16 protein-coding genes are annotated in these 21,851 nt (G+C 42.9%); 1 reads left to right on the top strand and 15 read right to left on the bottom strand.

What is annotated here, in order from left to right; all coding sequences use genetic code 11:
• Positions 1-29 precede the first annotated feature (29 nt).
• The 15 genes from NI462_RS06125 to NI462_RS06055 form a co-directional block, all read right to left on the bottom strand.
• The gene (locus NI462_RS06125) at positions 30-1,709 is read right to left on the bottom strand and encodes a PglL family O-oligosaccharyltransferase (RefSeq protein ID WP_253159581.1); all 1,680 of its coding nucleotides are present in this window, start codon (positions 1,707-1,709) and stop codon (positions 30-32) included.
• Positions 1,710-1,927: 218 nt separating this feature from the next.
• A complete protein-coding gene (locus NI462_RS06120) occupies positions 1,928-2,413 on the bottom strand; it encodes a pilin (RefSeq protein ID WP_253159579.1) in 486 nt (161 codons plus the stop codon).
• Between the two features lie 211 nt (positions 2,414-2,624).
• Positions 2,625-3,185: a TPM domain-containing protein gene (locus tag NI462_RS06115; protein ID WP_253146341.1), complete on the bottom strand. Its 561-nt coding sequence runs from the start codon at positions 3,183-3,185 to the stop codon at positions 2,625-2,627.
• Positions 3,179-4,219: a TPM domain-containing protein gene (locus NI462_RS06110; RefSeq protein ID WP_253159577.1), complete on the bottom strand. Its 1,041-nt coding sequence runs from the start codon at positions 4,217-4,219 to the stop codon at positions 3,179-3,181. The genes NI462_RS06115 and NI462_RS06110 overlap by 7 nt, the downstream gene beginning before the upstream one ends.
• Positions 4,220-4,248: 29 nt before the next feature.
• Positions 4,249-4,839 carry a LemA family protein gene (locus NI462_RS06105; RefSeq protein WP_005108521.1) on the bottom strand — a complete coding sequence of 197 codons (591 nt, stop codon included), beginning with the start codon at positions 4,837-4,839 and terminating at the stop codon, positions 4,249-4,251.
• Between the two features lie 183 nt (positions 4,840-5,022).
• Positions 5,023-6,444, bottom strand: a complete 1,422-nt coding sequence (locus NI462_RS06100) for an FAD-dependent oxidoreductase (RefSeq protein WP_253159575.1) — start codon at positions 6,442-6,444, stop codon at positions 5,023-5,025.
• A gap of 72 nt (positions 6,445-6,516) precedes the next feature.
• Positions 6,517-10,992, bottom strand: a complete 4,476-nt coding sequence (gene gltB, locus NI462_RS06095; RefSeq protein ID WP_253159573.1) for a glutamate synthase large subunit — start codon at positions 10,990-10,992, stop codon at positions 6,517-6,519.
• Positions 10,993-11,441: 449 nt separating this feature from the next.
• Positions 11,442-12,320, bottom strand: coding sequence for a hypothetical protein (locus NI462_RS06090; protein ID WP_253147973.1), 879 nt, complete (start codon positions 12,318-12,320; stop codon positions 11,442-11,444).
• Positions 12,321-12,330: 10 nt separating this feature from the next.
• Entirely contained in the window at positions 12,331-13,410 is a 1,080-nt protein-coding gene (gene aroB, locus NI462_RS06085) for a 3-dehydroquinate synthase (RefSeq protein ID WP_253159571.1), read from the bottom strand.
• Between the two features lie 28 nt (positions 13,411-13,438).
• Entirely contained in the window at positions 13,439-13,975 is a 537-nt protein-coding gene (gene aroK, locus NI462_RS06080; protein WP_005101380.1) for a shikimate kinase AroK, read from the bottom strand.
• Positions 13,976-14,011: 36 nt separating this feature from the next.
• Complete coding sequence (locus tag NI462_RS06075) at positions 14,012-16,120, bottom strand: type IV pilus secretin PilQ (RefSeq protein WP_435574961.1); 2,109 nt, start codon at positions 16,118-16,120, stop codon at positions 14,012-14,014.
• 62 nt (positions 16,121-16,182) lie between these two features.
• Positions 16,183-16,710 carry a pilus assembly protein PilP gene (locus tag NI462_RS06070; RefSeq protein WP_004732447.1) on the bottom strand — a complete coding sequence of 176 codons (528 nt, stop codon included), beginning with the start codon at positions 16,708-16,710 and terminating at the stop codon, positions 16,183-16,185.
• Positions 16,710-17,432: a type IV pilus inner membrane component PilO gene (locus NI462_RS06065; protein WP_253159568.1), complete on the bottom strand. Its 723-nt coding sequence runs from the start codon at positions 17,430-17,432 to the stop codon at positions 16,710-16,712. Before NI462_RS06065 ends, NI462_RS06070 begins: the two co-directional genes overlap by 1 nt.
• On the bottom strand, positions 17,429-18,067 hold the full coding sequence (locus NI462_RS06060; RefSeq protein WP_004281141.1) for a PilN domain-containing protein: 639 nt from the start codon (positions 18,065-18,067) through the stop codon (positions 17,429-17,431). The genes NI462_RS06065 and NI462_RS06060 overlap by 4 nt, the downstream gene beginning before the upstream one ends.
• Positions 18,067-19,125, bottom strand: coding sequence for a pilus assembly protein PilM (locus NI462_RS06055; RefSeq protein WP_005108512.1), 1,059 nt, complete (start codon positions 19,123-19,125; stop codon positions 18,067-18,069). The genes NI462_RS06060 and NI462_RS06055 overlap by 1 nt, the downstream gene beginning before the upstream one ends.
• A gap of 165 nt (positions 19,126-19,290) precedes the next feature.
• Between NI462_RS06055 and ponA the strand changes: the two genes are divergently transcribed.
• The gene (ponA, locus tag NI462_RS06050; protein ID WP_253159566.1) at positions 19,291-21,816 is read left to right on the top strand and encodes a penicillin-binding protein PBP1a; all 2,526 of its coding nucleotides are present in this window, start codon (positions 19,291-19,293) and stop codon (positions 21,814-21,816) included.
• Positions 21,817-21,851 lie beyond the last annotated feature (35 nt).

Raw genomic sequence — 21,851 nt, 5'->3', positions numbered from 1 at the left:
TATTTTTACTTAAAAAATTATAGATTAATTTATCTTGGCATATCCTCAATCAAAACCTCATAACTCAAATCTGTTTTCCATATAACTTTTAATCGCCAAAGTTGATGCCTGGCTTCTTTTTCATATCCATTAAAAGCCAATAATTTGGCATATTTTTTAAGATTATACTCAATGGGATAACTATTAATGAGCTGATCAATAGTTTTAATTTCCTCTAATGATTTTATACTGTAGGGATTCATACGAATCCAAGCTATGCGATGATTAAACTCTGTTAATAAAAAAATAGGGGATTCAATTTGGATTTTTTGAGACTGCTTTTGGTATAAAATACTTTCCAACATTTTAGCTCTCGCAATCTCATAATCACGATAAACTACAATTAAAACCAAAATGCTAAATATAAGTAGGATATTACAAAAATGACTGCTTAAAATAAAAACAGACAGTTCTTTTTTTTGAGCTAGGATCATACCAATAATAAAGCCAACTGGAATAAGAAAAAAAGTATAGTGTTGTGGAAACTCAAACATTGCATGATTTAAAAAGGTACCAACCATTAATACACCAACTACAGACTCGACTGAGGTTACATTTTTTAGTAAAAAAAATCCTATACAGCAAAAATACAATAAAAAAGGAATACCAATAATAAAACCGTTCCATAATAGAAAATCTAAAATAAAATTATGAGCTTTTCTAACCCACAAAGCTCCTTGATTTATTTCAGTAACTGAAGAAAATGCAACACTTGTTTGGTTCCAACCATGTCCCCACCAAGGTTCTTTATCTATTGCATATATTAAATGCTTCCAAATACCTAGCCGTGATAGATCAGATGTGGCTCTAATTATTACATCACGGTTTTGTACTATTTGTAGATCTGTAAAATATAAAACAGCCTGACTAATTAAAGGCAGATTAAAAATAAATAAAATAAATAAAATAAACCATACTATACTGTAATGCCATTTTAATGTGACAATATCTTTATACTGATAAATTGATAAATAAATAAAAATAAAAACTGATACAAGCCAAGCTGTTCTCGATTGACTTAAAGTAATTCCTATCAAAATTATGATTGCAGAAATTATTATGAGTCTTATATTTGTTTTTTTAATTTCGTAAATATACAAACATGCCATTAATGACATAATTAAAAATGTTGACATATTGTTGGGTTGAGCAAAATTACCATAAGGTCTTTGCTTTCCATTTATATCTCTGATCCAAGGTATATAATCTTCTAAGTTTAACCACTGAAATATAGCAATACACCCGGTTACGAAACCAACAAACACCAATAAACAACTAAAATAATAAAAAATTTTTACACGATCAAAAATACTATTACATAGATTAAAACCTAATATAATTGCCAACCAAAAACAGCTAACATAGATAAAACCCATAAAACCGATGCTAAAATAAAACACTTTACCAATAAAAAAATGAATTACGGGTACAAAAGATAGAAAAATAATTGGAATAATAATTTTTGGAATTTTTAAGCTTTTATTTATAAAAAAAAACATACTTATGATTAGTGCAATTACAGCATAATATTCGTTATAAAAAACCACCCATGGATTATAATGATTAACTGAAAGCCAAGACAAAGCTAAAAAAAAACCAACAAAATATAATAAATAATATTTTAAGTAAGACTTAATACCCAAATAAATAATTGTTAAATATAGTCTCATTATATCAACCCTTCCACCATAAAATAATCAAAGATAAAAACACTAAAGTATTTTTAAAATTTATACCTTTAACTTTTAAAAAATATTATTTGACTATTTTATAAAATTTATTCAAGTAAATATTACTTTTATAAATGAATTAATATATTTAAAAAATAAACGCATCAAATTGATGCGTTTATTTTTCATTACAAATATAAAATCACATAGATTTAATATTAAGAAGCTTGAACACAAGACTTAGGCGCTAAATTTGCAGCCACGTTAGTTTCACATGTCCATGAACCTACTGACTCTGCAATATCTTTAGTATTCGCATCGCTAGGGTCTGCCTTTACAGCATCAGAGTCTGCAGTACGCACCCATTGAATAAACTTACCAGAAATACGTGAAGATCCTTGAAGATTACACTTAATTTCAGCCACCCCTGTAGCTTTTTTAATATCAACAGTAATGCGTGAACATGCAGCTGTTTTGTTAGGCAATCCAACACCACCGGCTGTATTGATATCCCCCACAAGACCTTCTGAAAGACTTAATTCAGTATTTGTTTTACCGCCGCTAATATCAGCCAAACCTACTGAAACTTGAGATTTTGCAACATAGTTTTGATAAGCCGGAATCGCGATTGCAGCAAGAATACCGATAATTGCAACAACGATCATTAATTCGATAAGGGTGAAACCCTTTTGTACTGTATTCATAACATTCTCCACAAATGTTTTTTGTTTATTTATAAGCCTAAAGAAAAAGCTCATTTAGCTTAATTTTATATTTAGCACTAAGCGTGCCAAGTTTTATTATAATAAAATTGAGAGAAAAAACAGCACTTTAAAAAAATATTTTTATTTTTGTAACTACTGTGTTTTATTTTGTGTAACTAACTGACAAAAATCGTCAGTTAGTTGACTAAAATCACCCCAGAATAATCGGTTTATTCCCTAATTCATTCTTTAAATCATCTATTTTTCGATCATAGTACTGATCTAACACCTCTCCAATTTGCTTTACCCCTTCAATTACACCCTCTTTAAACTTCTGCTGAGCCAGATTTTGAATGATGCTTTGACAGATTTCATCCCAGACCTGCTGGGTTGTCGCATTCTTAATTCCCCGATCAATCACAATTTCAACCTTGTGCTCGCACAGGTTCAAATAGAGTAATACCCCACTATTATATTCAGTATCCCAAACCCCAATTTCAGAAAATAACTGACGAGCCCGACATAAGGTATCTTGATAATAAGCAGATCGTGAAGGCAAACAACCTTCAATCACCACCTGAATCTCTCCGACATGGCCATGCTCAGCTTCTTCAACAGCCTGTGCTATCGCATACTGATCCTGCTTGGAAAAAAAACGCTTGGTTGCCGGCATATAAAAGAAATGTTTTAACCAGCGCTTAACACTCGGCTGCGCATGTTCTTCCAGCTTGGGTTGCGTGACAATTTCTGTTGTATCTGTAGTTGTTACCATGAGCCTGATGCTCCTCCCCCGCCAAATCCACCACCGCCACCGCCGAAGCCGCCGCCCCCAAAACCACCACGACCACTACCGCCGCGGCCACCACCTGCCATAAAGGCATGTAAAATCAGCTGGGCAAGCGAGGTGACCAATAAAAAGAATACCCCGGCACCAATCATTAAACTGGCAATTAAACCCATGCCATTGACCAGACCGGCAGCTGTCCCTGCAACTGCGGCAGTCGCAGCACTGAGTTTTCTGCCAAAAATCATGGAACCTATGACACCCGCAATAATAATAAAGATGACACTCCCAAAAGTAGCTTGCGATGCTTTTTGGGCCTGATAAGCCTGTTCCTGACGCTCTTTCAACTCATCCGCGGCCTGTGCTGCAATTTCAGGATCTAAATTTAAAATACGTTCAATTTCGGTTAGTCCGGAATCAATGCCCTGCGCATACTGACCTTGCTTAAAAAATGGCGTAATTTTGTCATGAATAATTCGACCTGCCACTATGTCTGGTAGTACACCCTCCAGACCATAACCGGTCAAAATTTGAATACGGCGGTCATTAATGGCAATCGTCATCAATAAGCCATTGTCGCGTTTAGCTGAACCCAGCTGCCAGGCTTCAGCAACACGCATGGAATAATCAAAAATATCTTCCTGCCCCGTGGTCGGAACAATGACTACACCTATTTGCCCTTTGCCTTCATTATAAAGTTTTAGAATACGCTGACTGAGTTGCTGTTTTTCAGCGGGACTAAGTAAATTTGCCTGATCAATGACCGGTTCATTCAGGCTGGGTAAGTCGCGCTGAAGCTGCCCTTCAGCCATGTCATTGGCAATTTGTGGCTGTGAGACTGCTGCAGTTTCTGTATTTTGGGCTGGAGTATTTTGATTATTTTTAGGTTGTAAGATTTCACGGGCTACGATGACTTCTTCAGTATCTGTAGCCGTCGCCGTTTCTGCTGAAACAAGTGTTGTCATTCCCATGCCCAACATAAGAATCAAACTAGCACAGTATTTCAGCAGTATTTCAGGCATCTGATCTCTCACTTATCTACAGATATTACTTATTCAAAGGAAACCGTTGGTGCTTTCTGTGCACTTTGCTCGGCGCTAAAGTTCGGTTTGGTGTCCATACCAATCACTTTGGCTGTCATGACTTGCGGGAACTGACGCGCATAAGAGTTGAAGTCCTGTACTGTCGTAATATAACGGTTACGCGCCACTGCAATCCGGTTTTCAGTGCCTTCTAGCTGTACCTGTAAATCACGGAACTGTTGATTCGCTTTTAGATCCGGATAATTTTCAGTCACAGCCAAAAGACGCGATAAGGCACTGGTCATCTGGGCCTGTGCTTCCTGATAGCGCTGGAATAATTCAGGATCTTCCAGCACTTCACGATCTACTTTCAAACCGGCAACATTGGCACGTGCTTGTGTGACTTCAGTTAAAACCTGCTCTTCATGCGAGGCATAGCCTTTGACCACATTGACCAGATTAGGCACCAGATCAGCACGGCGCTGATACTGGTTTTGTACTTCCGACCACGCGGCCGTTACTGCTTCATCTTTGACTTGCAAGGTGTTATAACCACAACCACTCAGGGTCAAGGTACTGGCCAGCATCAAGGCGATAAGAGATTGTTTGAATACACGCATGATATCTTGTCCTCAATTCTTTATTAATATTTATATAATTAATTTGATTTTAAACAGTATTTTCTAAAGTTTTGTTACTTTTTATAATCTTTTTTAAGGGCTTCTCTTTAAGTTAGACAATATCCAAAAATAAAAAACCCGCCGTAGCGGGTTGTTTGAATGATTTCAGTGAATTTTCAACTGTTAAACATCTAGATAATCCAGAATACCTTCAGCTGCCTGACGGCCTTCCCAGATTGCAGTGACTACCAGATCAGAACCACGAACCATGTCACCACCAGCGAAGATTTTTGGATTCGAAGTCTGGAATTTGTATTGTTGCTGCTCAGCGGCAACGACACGACCTGAACCATCCAGATTGATTTCCACATCGGTGAACCAGTCTGCTGGACTGGTACGGAAACCAAAAGCCAGCAGAACTGCATCTGCCGGTAAAATTTCTTCTGAACCTGGAATTGGCTCTGGACTACGGCGACCGCGGCTGTCCGGCTCACCCAGCTGAGTAGTAATAAATTTCACACCGGTCACCTTTCCATTTTCACCAACAACTTCGATCGGCTGACGGTTAAACTGGAAACTCACCCCTTCTTCACGTGCATTTTGCACTTCACGGCGTGACCCCGGCATGTTTTCTTCATCACGACGGTAAGCACAAGTGACTGTCTCAGCACCTTGACGAATCGAGGTCCGGTTACAGTCCATCGCAGTATCGCCACCGCCTAAAACGATGACTTTCTTGCCTTCCACGCTGATGTATTCAGCTGGGTCTTTTTCCCAGCCTTGGCAACGGTTGACATTGGCAATCAGGAAGTCCAGCGCATCGTAAACACCATCTAGATCTTCACCGGCAAAACCACCTTTCATATAAGTATAGGTGCCCATACCCATGAATACCGCATCATAATCAGAAAGTAGCTGGTCGATGGTCACATCTGTACCAATCTCAGTGTTCAGACGGAATTCAACCCCCATACCCGTGAAAATTTCACGGCGGCGTTTCATCACGTCTTTTTCCATTTTGAATTCTGGAATACCGAAAGTTAGCAAACCACCGATTTCTGGACGTTTATCAAAGACTACAGGTTTTACCCCGTTACGTACCAGAATATCCGCACAGCCAAGTCCTGCAGGACCTGCACCAATGATCGCAACTTTTTTGTCTGTCCATTTCACATTGGACATATCTGGACGCCAGCCCAATGCAAAGGCCGTGTCGTTGATATATTTTTCAGCATTACCAATAGTCACCGCACCGAAACCGTCGTTCAGGGTACACGCCCCTTCACACAGACGGTCTTGCGGACAGACACGGCCACAGACTTCTGGCAAGGTATTGGTCTGGTGACACAATTCAGCCGCCTGGAACAACCGGCCTTCAGACACCAGTTTTAACCAGTTTGGAATATAGTTATGTACCGGACATTTCCACTCACAGTACGGGTTACCACAGCCTAGGCAGCGATGCGTCTGATTGGCTGCAATTTCCGCTGTATAAGGCTTATAAATTTCCACAAATTCTGCTTTGCGGACCTCAATCTCTTTTTTCTCTGGATCTTGGCGTGCGACATCCAGGAATTGAAAGTCATTATTCAGGCGTTCTGCCATGTCTCTCTCCGTGGGGAGATGTAAGGGGTTCACAGTTGCCTTACATCTGCCTATGTTTCTGCAGTAGTGGAATTATTGTGGATCAGCTTGAGTTGTTTTTAACAGCGTTTGCAAGTTGGCTGCTTTTGGCTTTACCAACCAGAACTTGCGGCTGTAAAAGTCAAACTCATGGCGGATCTTGTACGCCCAAGCACTACCCGTTTCTTTAATATGTTCATCCAGGATACGACCCAGGAAGGCTTTATGCTCTTCCATCGCTTCGGTGGAAATACGGTTCAGCTCAATCAGTTCATGGTTATAATGATCAACGAAGTCATTATCCAGATCAAGTACATAAGCAAAACCACCAGTCATACCTGCACCGAAGTTATGCCCGACTTTACCCAACACAGTCACGATACCGCCAGTCATATATTCACAACAATGATCACCTGCACCTTCAATCACGGCAAATGCACCCGAGTTACGCACCGCGAAACGCTCGCCCGCTGTACCCGCTGCATATAACTTACCGCCAGTCGCACCGTACAAACAGGTGTTCCCAATAATCGCGGTATTTTGGGTCTGGAATGGCGAACCTTTCGGTGGGAAGATCGAGATACGACCACCGGCCATACCTTTACCAACATAGTCATTGGCATCGCCTTCCAGGCTGATATGCAGACCACCGGCATTCCATACACCCAGCGACTGGCCCGCAGTACCATTCAGGTGAACTTTTACCGGATGGGCTTCCATACTCAGGTTGCCATAACGTTTCGCAATTTCACCAGACAGACGGGCACCAATCGAACGGTCACAGTTACCAATCGTGAAGCTATATTCACCGCCGGTTCCCGCTTCAATTGCAGGCAGAATCTCATCCACCATTTTTTCAGCCAGAATGCCTTTATCAAATGGTGCATTGCCCTGTACTTCGCAGTACTGTGCTTTACCTTCTGCAGCAGGATGTGACTCAAGCAATTTGCTTAAATCAAGATGTGCATGCTTTGCAGTTTCACCTGGCAAGACTTCCAGCAGATCAGTACGGCCAATCAGGTCTTTCAGACTTGACACACCGAGTGCCGCCAGCCATTCACGGGTTTCTTCAGCAATAAAGGTGAAGAAGTTAATCAGCATCTGTGGTTCGCCGATGTAGTGTTCCTGACGCAAGTGATCTTGCTGAGTTGCTACACCAGTTGCACAGTTATTCAGGTGGCAGATACGCAGGTATTTACAACCCAATGCGATCATTGGGGTTGAACCAAAGCCGAAGCTTTCTGCACCCAGAATTGCTGCTTTGACAACATCCAGACCGGTTTTTAAACCACCATCTGTCTGTACGCGAACTTTACCACGCAGGTCATTCACACGAAGGGCCTGATGCGCCTCAGAAAGACCAAGTTCCCACGGTGAACCTGCATGATGAATTGAAGAAAGTGGAGAAGCCGCTGTACCACCATCATAACCAGAAATGGTAATGAAATCGGCATACGCTTTCGCCACACCTGCCGCAATCGTACCGACACCCGGTTCGGAAACCAGCTTAACTGACACCATCGCCTGTGGGTTAACCTGTTTTAAATCAAAGATCAACTGTGATAAATCTTCAATTGAATAGATGTCGTGATGCGGAGGTGGCGAAATCAGGGTAACGCCCGGTACAGAGTAACGTAAACGGGCAATGAGACCATTCACTTTACCACCCGGCAACTGACCACCTTCACCTGGTTTTGCACCTTGCGCGACTTTAATTTGAAGGACTTCTGCTGATGTTAAATAAGCAGGCGTCACACCAAAACGGCCCGATGCAATTTGTTTGATTTTCGAGTTACGGATGGTACCGTAACGCGCTGGATCTTCACCGCCCTCGCCTGAGTTTGAACGACCGCCAATCGTGTTCATGGCAATCGCAATCGCTTCATGTGCTTCAGGTGACAGTGCACCCAAAGACATGCCGGCAGAGTCAAAGCGAGGCAGGATATCTTCCACAGATTCCACTTGATCCAGTGCAATCGAATTGTCTGTTTTCAGTTTGAATAGGTCACGGATCGTTGCAATCGGCCGGTTGTTCACCAGTTCTGCATATTCTTTAAAGTCTGCGTAGTTCCCAGAACGTACGGCTTTATGCAGCGAGTTGATTACATCCGGGTTAAAGGCATGATATTCCTTGCCAAAGACAAACTTCAGCAAACCGCCCTGATCAATTGGCTTACGGTTTTTCCAGGCAATATCCGCCAACTGTTTCTGGTCATTTTCAAGATCGACAAAAGTTGCACCCTGAATACGGCTTGGTACACCGATGAAGCATTTATCCACCACTTCATTAGATAAGCCCACGGCTTCAAACAACTGACCACCACGATAAGAAGCAACCGTAGAAATACCCATTTTAGACAGGACTTTCAGCAGACCTTTCTCAATCCCCTTACGGAAATTGTTTTGCGCATAGATTGGGTCACCCAATAATTCACCTTTGGCGACCAGATCATTGATCACGTCATAAGCCAGGTATGGGTAGATGGCTGTCGCACCAAAACCAAGTAGCACGGCAAACTGATGTGGATCACGAGCAAAACCGGTTTCAATAATCAGGTTAGCGTCAGTACGCAAACCAGTATTGATCAAGTGATGATGCACCGCACCGGTGATCATGAAGGCATTGGCTGGCAAGTAGCCTTCACGGATTTTTTTGTCTGAAAGCACCAATAAGGTTTTACCATCACGAATGGCTTGTGCAGATTCTTCACAAATACGCGCAATGGCTGCTTCCAGACCTTCGGTTTCAGCATAGTTCAGGTCGATATCTGCGATTTCGTAACCGGCACGACCCAAGGTACGGATCTGATGCATTTTCGAATTAGACAGCACAGGGCTGGAAATGATCAAGCGGTCTGCATGTTCAGGCCCTTGTTCAAAGACGTTTTGCTCACGACCCAAACAGGTTTCCAGTGACATCACAATCGATTCACGTAACGGATCGATTGGCGGGTTGGTCACTTGTGCAAACTGCTGGCGGAAATAATCCGACACATGACGCACCTGACGTGACAATACCGCCATTGGAGTATCATCACCCATTGAGCCTACAGCTTCCTGACCGCTTTCAGCAATCGGACGCAACAACTGGTCACGCTCTTCAAAGGTCACCATGAACATTTTTTGTGCCGCTTTCAGGCCATTGCCTTTTAAGCCTTGATCACATAAATATTCTTCCAGCTCTGGACTACCTTGCAAACGCACAGAATTTTCACGTAACCATTCACGGTATGGACGCATACGTTTCAGATGATTATTGACATCTTGAGTATCCAGTACCTTGCCGGTTTGCGTATCAATGACCAGCATTTGGCCAGGACCGACACGGCCTTTAGAAATCACATCTTCAGGTTGGTAACCCCATACGCCAATTTCAGACGCCAACGTGATATAGCCATTTTTGGTAATCACCCAACGCGCAGGACGCAGACCGTTGCGATCCAGCATACAGATCGCATGACGACCATCCTGAATCACCAGACCAGCCGGACCGTCCCAAGCTTCCATATGTTTTGAGTTGAATTCATAGAAAGCACGAAGATCAGCATCAAGTGTTTCCACGTTCTGCCAGGCAGGTGGAACCAGCATACGGAGTGCACGGAACAGATCCATGCCGCCACCCACCAGAATCTCCAGCATGTTGTCCAAGCTTGAAGAATCTGAACCGGTACGGTTCACAATTGGATTCAGTTCAGTTAAACCTGGTAATAACGGATTTTCAAATTTTGGTACACGTGCCATGGCCCAGTTACGGTTCGCAGTAATGGTATTGATTTCACCATTGTGTGCCAGGTAACGGAACGGTTGTGCCAAAGGCCAGCGAGGCAAGGTATTGGTCGAGAAGCGCTGATGGAACACCACAATATGCGATTCCAAACGTGGATCAGCCAGATCTGTATAAAAATCTGCAATCGCTTCCGGCATCATCAAGCCTTTATAACTGATCACCGTTGAACACAAAGTTGTGACATAGAAAGACGTATCATTGCTTAAAAGCTGCTCTGCACGACGGCGTGCCAGGAATAACTTACGGTTAAATTCAACCTCAGTCACACCCATTGGACAGTTAACAATAATCTGTTCAAATGCCGGCATTGATTGCAATGCAATTTCACCCAGTGCATCGACATTGGTCGGAATCACGCGCCAAGCCAAAACGATTAAACCTTCAGCTTCAATCTCTTTGTTTAAAACCTGTTTGGCATGAGCAGCAAGCGCCGGATCAAGATTTAGAAACACCGAACCCACAGCAAACACTTCACTTAAGGTGGTATCGCTTAAGCGTTTGGCTTCTTCACGGAAGAATTTTTTCGGCATCGCCAAGAGCAGACCACAACCATCCCCGGTTTTGCCATCCGCGGCAATACCACCACGATGGGTCATACAACTCAAACTATGAATCGCGGTCTTGACGAGATCATGGCTAGCATCACCCTGCATATGGGCAATCAAACCGAAACCACAGTTATCTTTAAACTCATCCGGTTGGTATAAACCTTGAGCGGGAGCTACATTGTTAGGCGATGGCATGTGCATAGCGTACCCTTCTTTCACGAAGCCTCAACAGGCTATTAAACAATCTAAATTTTTCTCTGCGCTGGCGTCTAATGGACTTTCGAAGACCGTCTTGGTAGAGCAAAAGCATTTTTCTTTATTTCTTCAGACTAGTCCTTTTTTAGACTAAATGCATAACAAATAAAGTTTATTCTGCTCATGAATAACATAAAAATCTGGAATAAATATGACATTCATACAGTGTCATCGAATCATTTTTCGCGCTAAAACAGGGAGATTAATTCAATTCATGCACCAATAAAGCAAATTCCATGCCAACAAACAGCGCATAAATTAAAACAATACAGATGACAAAGATTTAGCGCAGAACAGCACTCTAAGGGTTAATTTTAATGTGCATTTTTTGCACCAAAAGCGCTCATTTTTAATTCTGTAATTTTTTGGATGCGCTATTTTAGACCGGACTAATTAAATGGATCACTAATCTCGTTATTTTGAGGACGCGGATTACTGCCCTGAGCAGGTCGATTATTGTTATTTTGTGGTTGAGGTATACTTTCTACAGCACTTTCAGATTTCTGCACATCAACTACATTTCCCGATGAATCACGTCGCACAATTGTGGTACTGGTAGTCGCAGCATCAGAGCTACGCGGCTTGGACTCAGTTTGGGTTTGCTGCTGTCTAAGTCGTACCGATTCATCTACTTTCGGCAAAGGCACATTTTTCAAACGAATTTCGTAAAGCTTTTGATTACTAGCCAATTCCTCTGAACCCAGATTATTGACCAGACTAACATATTGCTGCATTGCTACAACTTCAGGCTTGACTGAGGCCGGTAAATTTAACTTCAGTGTAGATAAAGCCTGATTGGCTTGCGCCGCCGTTTTATATTGACCATATAACAATACATACTGTTCTGGCTGATTTTCACCCGAGATTCTTAAATAAATAAAAGGTTTACGATCGGACTGTTTTTTAAGAAAACTTTTTAAAATGGCTTCATTGGTCACACGAAATAATTCAATGGCGTGCTGGTTTTTCGCTTCATTGACAAATTTGGTACCACGGAATTCCGGCTCATGACTGGCATTCACGACGGTACGCGTATTTAGGTCCAGTGGTTTCACTTCCTGAAAAAGTGCACCAAGATGGGTCATTGTGGCGACTTTTTCTGGTTGAATCTGCAACTGAACTTCAGTTTCAGGCTTTTTTTCAATTTCGACGACATCATCTGAATCAGTCACCGCCCAAAAAACTAAGGCAGCAAATAGGCAGCATACACCACAGACCAGCCAGAAATAATGCTGAATCTTTTGCCAAGGAGTATGTAATGCTGCCATAAAACTAAACCTATGCCTGACTGGCTAAAATTGCCTGTTTCATTAACTCGAGATCAAAGTCTCGGGTAATCACTGCTTCGCCTAATTGCTTTAATAACACCAGACGCAATTGTCCATTTAAGACTTTTTTGTCATGGGCCATATAGGCCAGAAAATCATCCAGAGGGATTTTAGGACAAACCACAGGAAGTTTGGCACGAGAAATGATTTTTTTTGTACGTTCTAAATCTTCTTGAGAAATCCAGCCCATACGCTGTGACAGATCCACAGCCATCACCATACCGGTAGCTACAGCCTCGCCATGTAGCCAGACACCATACCCCATATAGGATTCAATCGCATGACCAAAGGTATGACCTAAATTGAGTAAAGCACGCTCCCCTTGCTCCTTCTCATCATTGGCTACAATCCGCGCCTTATGCACACAGGAACGATAAACGGCTTCAGCTAATAATTTCTCATCACGAGCGACCAGAGCATCCATATTATCTTCAAGCCAGACCAGAAATGACTCATCGCCTAGCAGCGCATATTTAATCACTTCAGCCAAACCTGCTGAAAGCTCTCGATCAGGCAAAGTAGCAAGCTGCGACATATCCGCCAGTACCACTTGAGGTTGCTGGAAAGCGCCAATCATGTTTTTACCGAGTGGATGATTGATCCCGGTTTTTCCACCAACACTTGAATCTACTTGCGACAGCAAGGTCGTCGGTACCTGAATAAAATACACTCCGCGCTGGAAACAGGCCGAAGCAAATCCGGCCATATCTCCAATCACACCCCCACCCAACGCAAGCACAGTACAGTCCCGATTAAACCTGGCTTCAAGCAGTGCATCAAAAATCAGATTCAGATGCTGGCTATCCTTGTATTTTTCACCATCAGGCAAAATACAGGTCGCAACACGTTTGTCCAGAGCCTCAATCGCCGTTTGATAACGCTGCAAATAAAGTGGTGCAACCGTAGTATTGCTCACAATCATTACTTGCTTGCCATGAATATAGGGTGCCAATAAGGCCTGTGGATCCAGATCGCTCCCGATAAAAATAGGGTAACGACGTTCTCCGAGTTCTACATATAAGGTTTGCATGCTTGATTAACCACTTTATTCAATGAATTTAGTTTTTGGAAGTAATGAGATTGAGAATCCGCTGCGCCAGATCACGCGCAGCACCCTGATTGGTCTCAATAATATGATGCGCCACTTCCCGATACAAGGGATCACGGACCGCCAATAAATCACGTAACTTTTGTTCCGGATTTTCGACTTGGAGGAGGGGACGGTTTTTATCGCGATAGGTACGTTGCAGTTGAATTTCAACCGGCGTATAGAGATAGACAACAATTCCGCGCTGTTTCAGATAATCCCGATTTAAGGTCTGAGTAATGGCCCCACCACCAGTGGCTAAAACCAGATGGGGACGTGAGGTTAGGTCATTAATGACAGCAGTTTCACGGTCACGGAAACCCTGCTCCCCTTCTTTTTCAAAAATCCAGGGAATGGTCGCGCCTGTTTTACGTTCAATTTCATGATCACTATCTAGAAATTCACGTCCTAACAATTCTGCGAGATGTCGTCCTACTGTTGTTTTACCGGCCCCCATTGGCCCTACCAAATAAATATTTGGTAGGGTTTCAAACTCTTTGCTTGGCAAGGAGTCACCTATTCGTTTTGTTAAATTCAAAATATATTAATGATTTCTTGAAACACTGTCATTAACAATTCGAGGTGTAACGAAAATCAGTAGCTCACGTTTATTATCCGACTTTAAATCTTTACGGAATAAACGTCCTACATAAGGGATATCCCCCAAGAATGGTACCTTGGTTTGCGCATTACGGGTTTCCTGCTCAAAAATACCGCCCAGAACCACGGTTTCACCATTATCCACCAAAACATTGGTGTTGATCTGGTTTTTGTTAATAGTGAGTTGTCCGGTCGGTGTCGGGTTGCCTGGAGAGTCACTGGTAATATTGAGTTCCATCTGCACTTTACCATCTGGCGTAATACTTGGCGTAACATCCAGACTTAAGGTGGCATCAATAAATTCCGTGGTAGACACTGCATTCGCACCACCACCCTCTGCTGACTGGTATGGAATTTGTGAACCAGAGGCAACAGTCGCTTTTTGCTTGTCCGCTGTCAGTACTTTAGGGGTAGAAATCACCTCGCCATAACCATCTGCCTGAAGTGCAGAAAGCTCAAGATCCAGCATAAAATCAGAGAGACTGATTAAACCAAAGGCAATACGGCTTGCACCCTGACTAGTAACCCCCAAGTCCACATTAAGATTATCCGGTCGTTGAATCGTATACTTACCATCATCATCAGGTGTTTTTAAATCCCATAATGTAGTATCACTACCACCTACCAATAAATGATTATTATCAGTTATACCTTGAGACAGAAGCCCCCATTTCACCCCCATCTCTTTGGTGAAGTCAGTGGTAGCTCGCACAATACGTGCTTCGACCATCACCTGCTTGACCTGTACATCAAGTAGATCCACCATATTCCGGATTTTATCAATAAAGAGCTGAGTATCATTCACAATAATGGTATTAGTTCGTGCATCAACAGATACTGAACCACGTGAACTTAATAAACTTTCTCCACCATCATTATTATTCGTGCTACTCGAACCACCTGAGCCAGATGCCCCTTTATTCTGTGTAATCAGTTTTTCAATATCAGCGGCTTTGGCATAACTGAGCTGCATATATTCAGTTTGGATAGGGGCAAGTGCAACACTCTGTTTAATAGCCTTAGCTTCTTCCTCTTCAGCCTTAATCAGCTCTGCAACTGGTGCGATCCAGATCACATTGCCATTACGGCGTTTATCCAGATTTTTGGTTTTTAGCACAATATCCAGCGCCTGATCCCACGGTACCTCTTTCAAGCGCAAGGTAATGTTACCTTGTACACTATCTGCAGCCACCATATTGATATCGGTAAAATCAGCCAGGAGCTGTAGTACACGACGGACTTCGATGTCCTGAAAATCTAAAGAAATCTTCTTACCCGTATAGGCAACGGTTTTAGGACGCAATGGACTCTTGGCTTCTGGTCGTTTCAAACTGATGGTCAGCTTGTTATCAGTCTGATAAGCCATATATTCATAACTTTCCGCAGACTGAATCGTAATGACTCCTGAACCATTTTGATTCACGGCATCGACACTGGAAACTGGTGTAGCAAAATCATTTACATTTAGACGACGGGTCAAATGAGCCGGAATCTTGGAACCTAAAGTGCGCACAATAACCTTGGTACCCTGCTGCTGTACATCAACAGGAGTATTATTTCCTAGCAGATCAATAACGACCTGGCCTTCACCTTGCGCACCGCGCTGGAAACCAATATTACTGATACCCTGAGCTGACTGTTGCTGCACAGGTTGAGCTATGGCTACGGGAGTTGCCGAGTTAATTTTAAGAATAAAGGTATTGCCTTCCACGCGAGTCGTAAAGGCTCCAGCCTCAGTCAGATTTACCGTCAGACGTGCCCGCTGAGCATCCGAAGTGACATCCACTGAACTGGCTTCACGTGTTGCCACCGGAATACTGCTTTGTTTTAAATTCTGTTGTGCCTTGTCAAAGTCCAGAATCAAACGTGACGGCGATTCTAATTGGTAGGCTTGTGGTTGTGGTGGCAAACCATTGAATATCACCCGAATCTCAGTTCCTTGCCCAGGAAGCTGCATGGGTACTACATTGGTCATTGAAACCTGTGCACTAGCCGCTTGCATCACCGCAATCGCAACAGCACCCATGGAAAACTGACGAAACACACGATTCATTGTATTAACATCCCCAAAAATAAATTCTTTAATACTCTTATTCATTGTTATTCCTTTAAAACTTATGGCGCCGGCCCGATAAGAACCAGACTTCGCGGACGTTCCACATATCCCTCACGGCCATCTGGAATAATCTCAATCAAATCGATTTGTGTTGGTGTAATTCCAACCACACGACCATGATTAAGTCCCATATAGCTACCACGTTGAATCCGCTCAACCTCACCATCAGGTGTCTGGATTAAAGCCAGAATCTGTCCTGCCTGATTGCGCATGCTGCCTTTCATGGTCAACGTTTCGAGCGGATAACTTTCTAGCGGTTGCAATTGACGTGATAGGTTTGGATAAACCCGTTTCCCCGCCATAATTTTCAGTTCGGCAGCCAGAGAGCTTGGTAAAAAAGGACTTTTGATCTGATGTGCTGCATAGTTGAAGGTTTCAACTGGCATAAAATCAGGCGCAGGTTCAATCGGTAAAGGCGGCTGATTACGAATATTGGCCATTTCCTGATTGACTGCATCAATGCGTGAATCACATCCCAATAATAAAAACCCAAGCGTTAAAGCTGAAGTAATTTTAATGTTCTTCATTACTGCGCCCCCTGAGTAGTACTATTAGCTGCAGGCTGCACTGCAGCGCCTTCCGCATTACCAACATAACGATAAGTTTTGGCTTTCACCACATAATCAATGACCGGAATTTCAGATTTTTTCTCTTTGTTTTCAGTACCGGTAATGGTGAAATCATGCAGCGTGACAATACGCGATAAGCCGGCAATACTGCTTACAAAAGAACCAAAAGCGTGATAATCTCCAGTGGCTTCAATCGCAATTGGCTGCTCAATAAAGAACTCTTGTTTAATTTCAGGTTCCAGACGGATATTTTTAAACTTCAAGCCTGAATTCACACCGCTCAGATTAATATCTTCAACTAGACCTGGAATTTCAGTTTCTTTTGGCAACTGTTCTAACTGCTGGTTAAAACGGGCTTCCATTTCCTGAAGCTGGATTTGATATTGTTGTAAATTGCGTAATTTGGATTCTTTTTCACGGAATTCATTCAGCAGGTTTTGTTCCTGGGTACTGGCTTGTGAAATCGATTCAATCGTGCTTCTGATCATAACGAAGTAAATCACCGCAAATGCCAGCGCAGCAATAAAAATCCAACAGGTAATTTTGACCGACAAAGGCCAGCTACCATAGTTATTTGGATCTAATGTATTGAATTGCTGAAAAAACTTTTCAACAGTCATTTTGTTTTTGGGTACAGCGACGACATCCTGGCTGAACTCATCGAATTCTTCATTACTCATGATGATGCCCCCGTAGTTGTAGCGACTGCTTGTTGTTCTTCGTTAAGTACTGGCTGAGCGATCTGATCCAGATCTACCGTCACGGTAAAACTACCATAGGACTCTTCCACACGTGGAATAATAGAGCTCGGTGCCTTTTCTTTTGCTTCTTCAGCCACTAGGAAAGCGTTCATAAAGGCATTTCGATACCAAGATGAAGCTTCCAGATTACGGAGCAGTTCTGCGACCGTATTTGGACTCTCAGCTCGACCTTCAATAGTAAACTTGTCACCGATACGCTGGAATTTGGTGATATACATATTGCTTGGGGTCACCCGTACAATTTCATCAATCAAATGCACCGCAATCGGACGCTGAGTTTGTAGACCCTGAATCAGTTTCATCCGTTCAACAATCGCATTACGCTGTTCTTGTAAACCTTCAAGCGCCTTTAACTGCACATCCAGATTCTGGTTAGTACTTTGAATCAGCTGATTGGCCTGCTCCTGATCTTGAAGCTTGTGATCATAATAAAACCAGGTTGAACCCGCTGCCGCTAATCCCAAGAAAAGCGCCCCCACGCAGATTGCCACGAATTCATTATTTCTTTTAATTCTTAGCTCATCACGCCAAGGAAGTAAGTTAATTCTTGCCATTAATCAAAACTCCTTAATGCCAAACCGCATGCAACCATGAGTGATGACGCGTCATTTTCAATTTTTTTAATATCAATTTGAGGAGAAAAGCCCATTTGCAAAAATGGATTCGCGATCGTGACACGGTAACCGAGTTTTTGTTGTAATAATTTTGCCAGACCTGGAATATTGGCATTCCCGCCGGCCAGTAAAATATGGTCAATCTCATTAAACTGAGAAGATGAAAAGAAGAATTGCAATGAACGGGCTGCCTGTTGTACCACGGCATCCAGGAATGGCTCTAGCACTTCAATATCATAATCATCCGGTAAAGCACGGGTTTTTTTAGCACGTCCAGCTTCTTCAAAGGATAATCCATAGCGATTCTGAATTTCCTGAGTCAATTGCTTGCCGCCAAACACCTGCTCACGGGTATAAATAATCTTGTTGTTCTGCATCACCGACAAGGTCGTCATACTATGACCAATATCTAAGATACCAACCGTATTGACCCCCATCGGCAAAGTGTCAGAAAATACCTTAAAGGCATTTTCCAGCGCAAAACTTTCTACATCTGCAATCTTAGGCGTTAGACCAGAAATTTCCAAAACTTCAGAACGTGCTTCGACATTTTCAATTCGGGTAGCGACCAATAGCACATTGACCCGGTTTGGATTAGTAAGACGGTCTGGCAGAACTTCAAAGTCCAGACTCGCTTCATCTAGTGGGAAAGGAATATATTGTTCCGCATCTTCACGAATCTGAACCTCACGTTCGTCATCCGACATATCTGCATCCATCTCAATGATTTTGGTGATGACCATTGAAGTTGGAATCGCAAAAGCGGCCTGATTCGACTGGGTATTGCCCAAATTAATTGCACGCCCAAGGGCATCAGCGACTGCTTCTGGGTTTAAGATGTTTTTTTCAACAACACTGTTTTCCGATAATGGGACCAAAGCATAGCTCTCTACCCAGTAACGGCCACTTTTTACAGAAAGTTCTAAAACCTTAACAGAAGTCGAACTAATATCGACTCCTATTAACCCCTTATTTGGTTTACGATATAACCTGCGCACAATACACTTCCTATTATTTTTTTGTCCCCAATTCAATCTAACTTACCAATTGGTCCAGTCTATAATTTTATATAGATACAATAACTCATCTAACAATATGGATATCGACAGGATATACTGACCGGTAATTAGTTCGCCATTAGCTCTTATTAAAACTTACTTGTTATGAAAAAGCTATCTTGTTCAGGCCTTGTTCATCCATTTTTTTTGATCATTATCATTATACTGATCTCAATTCCGATGGGTTTCTATGGCATGTATCTCTATATTGCCCCATCTTTGCCTGAAATGTCTACGCTTAAAAAGGCCCCTTTATTAAAGCCTTTACAAGTTTTTAGTTCAGATAATGAATTAATTGCCGAATATGGAGGCAAGCTTTCTGTTCCCGTGAAATATGAACAAATTCCAACCGAATTTATTCATGCTTTCCTCGCCGCTGAAGATTCCAGCTTTTTTGAGCATAGCGGAATCAGCTTTAAAAGCTTGGGCCGCGCACTCAGTGAAACGGTGACCGGCTCGGATGTACAGACCGGTGGTTCGACCATTACCATGCAAGTGGCAAAAAACTATTACCTTAGCCCTGAACGGACGCTGAAGCGCAAACTGACTGAAATTTTTCTGGCCCGTAAAATTGAGCAAAACTTAAGTAAAGAAGAAATTCTGACCCTGTATGTCAATAAAATTTTCTTGGGGAAAAATGCTTACGGCATCGCCGCAGCAGCTAAAATTTACTATAACAAGAGCTTAGAAGAGCTTTCAATTGCACAAATGGCCATGATCTCTGGCCTGCCTAAAGCACCTTCTCGATACAATCCGGTCGCCAATCCCAAACGTGCCTTGGAACGTCGTAACTGGATTTTGGGTCGTATGCTACAACTAGGCTATTTGAACCAGAGCCAGTATCAGCAAGCCATTGCTGAACCGGTTAATCTGGATATGCCTGACCGGAGCACCCGAAACAAATTCCCTTATGTCGGTGAGATGGTACGTTCTGAACTGGTACAAAACTTTGGTGAACAGGCGGTAGATTCTGGTTATAAAGTCTATACCACCATCCATAGTGAACGTCAGGCCTATGCGGAGCAAGCGGTACAAGAAGGCCTAGAGGCTTATGATCGTCGACATGGCTGGCGTGGTGCTGAAGCACATGATCAACCCCTCAACAAGTTCCGTGCCTATGCCAATACTTATCCTGCGCAAGTAACTCAGGTGGGTAATTCCAGTTTTGAAGCACTCATGCAGGATGGAAGCAGCGTGACTGTTCCCTGGTCAGGTATGTCCTGGGCGCGGCGCTTTCGAAACGTTAACAGTGTAGGTGGTGCACCGAGCAAAGCATCCGAGATTGTCAAAGTCAAAGACATTGTTCGCTTAAGACCCAATGAAAATAAAACCTCTTGGTCATTGGTGCAGATTCCCAATGTGCAAGGACAATTGATTGCCATCAATCCAAATAATGGTGCGATTGAAGCGATTGTCGGGGGATATAATTTTTATCAGTCGAAATTTAACCGTGCAACCCAAGGCTGGCGTCAACCTGGTTCTACAATTAAGCCTTTTGTTTACGCACTGGCTTTAGAGCGTGGCATGACACCACATACCATGGTCAATGATGCACCCATTACCATTGGCAAATGGACACCACGTAACTCGGATGGCCGTTATCTGGGTATGATCCCGCTACGTCGTGCACTGTATCTGTCACGTAATACAGTCTCAGTGCGCTTATTACAGGCCGTCGGGATTGAACGTACACGTCAGTTATTTATGGATTTTGGTTTACAGGACAGTCAGATTCCTCGTAACTATACCATTGCCTTAGGTACCCCGCAGGTTCTCCCGATTCAGATGGCGACTGGCTATGCCACCTTTGCCAATGGCGGTTACCGAATTCAGCCGCACTTTATTACCCGTATTGAAGATGCCTATGGCAATACCATCTTTGAAGCCAAGCCTGAATATGCCTGCATTTCATGTATTAATGAAAAAGAAGAAACAGTTCAAGCCACTGATCCTATTACCGCAGATGACGAAGCAATTGCAATCAATAATACAACTTTAGAGCAAAAACAGGCCGCACCTAAAGTCTCTGCCGAAGACAGTAATTATCGTCAGGCACAGCGTATTTTAAAATCCAGTTCTGCCTATGACATGGCCAACATTTTGCGTGATGTGATTCAACATGGTACCGGTCGTGCTGCATTAAGAATTGGTCGTAGTGATATCGGCGGGAAGACCGGTACCACTAATGATGCCAAAGACGCCTGGTTTGCTGGCTTCAATGGCAAGCTGGTCACTGTCACCTGGGTAGGCTTTGACCAGCCGACAACTTTAGGTCGTCGTGAATATGGTGGTGTGGCAGCTCTACCGATCTGGACCGATTTTATGGGCAAGGCATTAAAAGGCCAGCCGGAAGCCTGGGTACGTTTAGACCGGAATGCCAAGGCACCAGTAAATCGTAATAAGGGGGTTCAGGCTGATGAAGCACAGAATGATCCATCTTCTCCGCCTCTGGCGACAGCGCTTTACCGTCCTGCACCTGTGGTCGTCCCGAAACGCACAGAAACTGACTTTGAAGATTTGCCAGATCAACCGATTCGTTTACCAGATGATGAAGGTTCTGCACCACAAGAACAGCCTCTTCAGCCGAACCGGGTAGATTCTCTGGAAAATTTGATCGAAGAAGTTCAGTGATCTGACTAATATAAAAAAGCCCTCAGTTGAGGGCT

It is taken from the genome of Acinetobacter lwoffii (assembly GCF_024129715.1).
Taxonomy (GTDB): Bacteria; Pseudomonadota; Gammaproteobacteria; order Pseudomonadales; family Moraxellaceae; genus Acinetobacter; species Acinetobacter lwoffii_U.
This window is presented reverse-complemented; position numbering and strand designations above follow the sequence as displayed.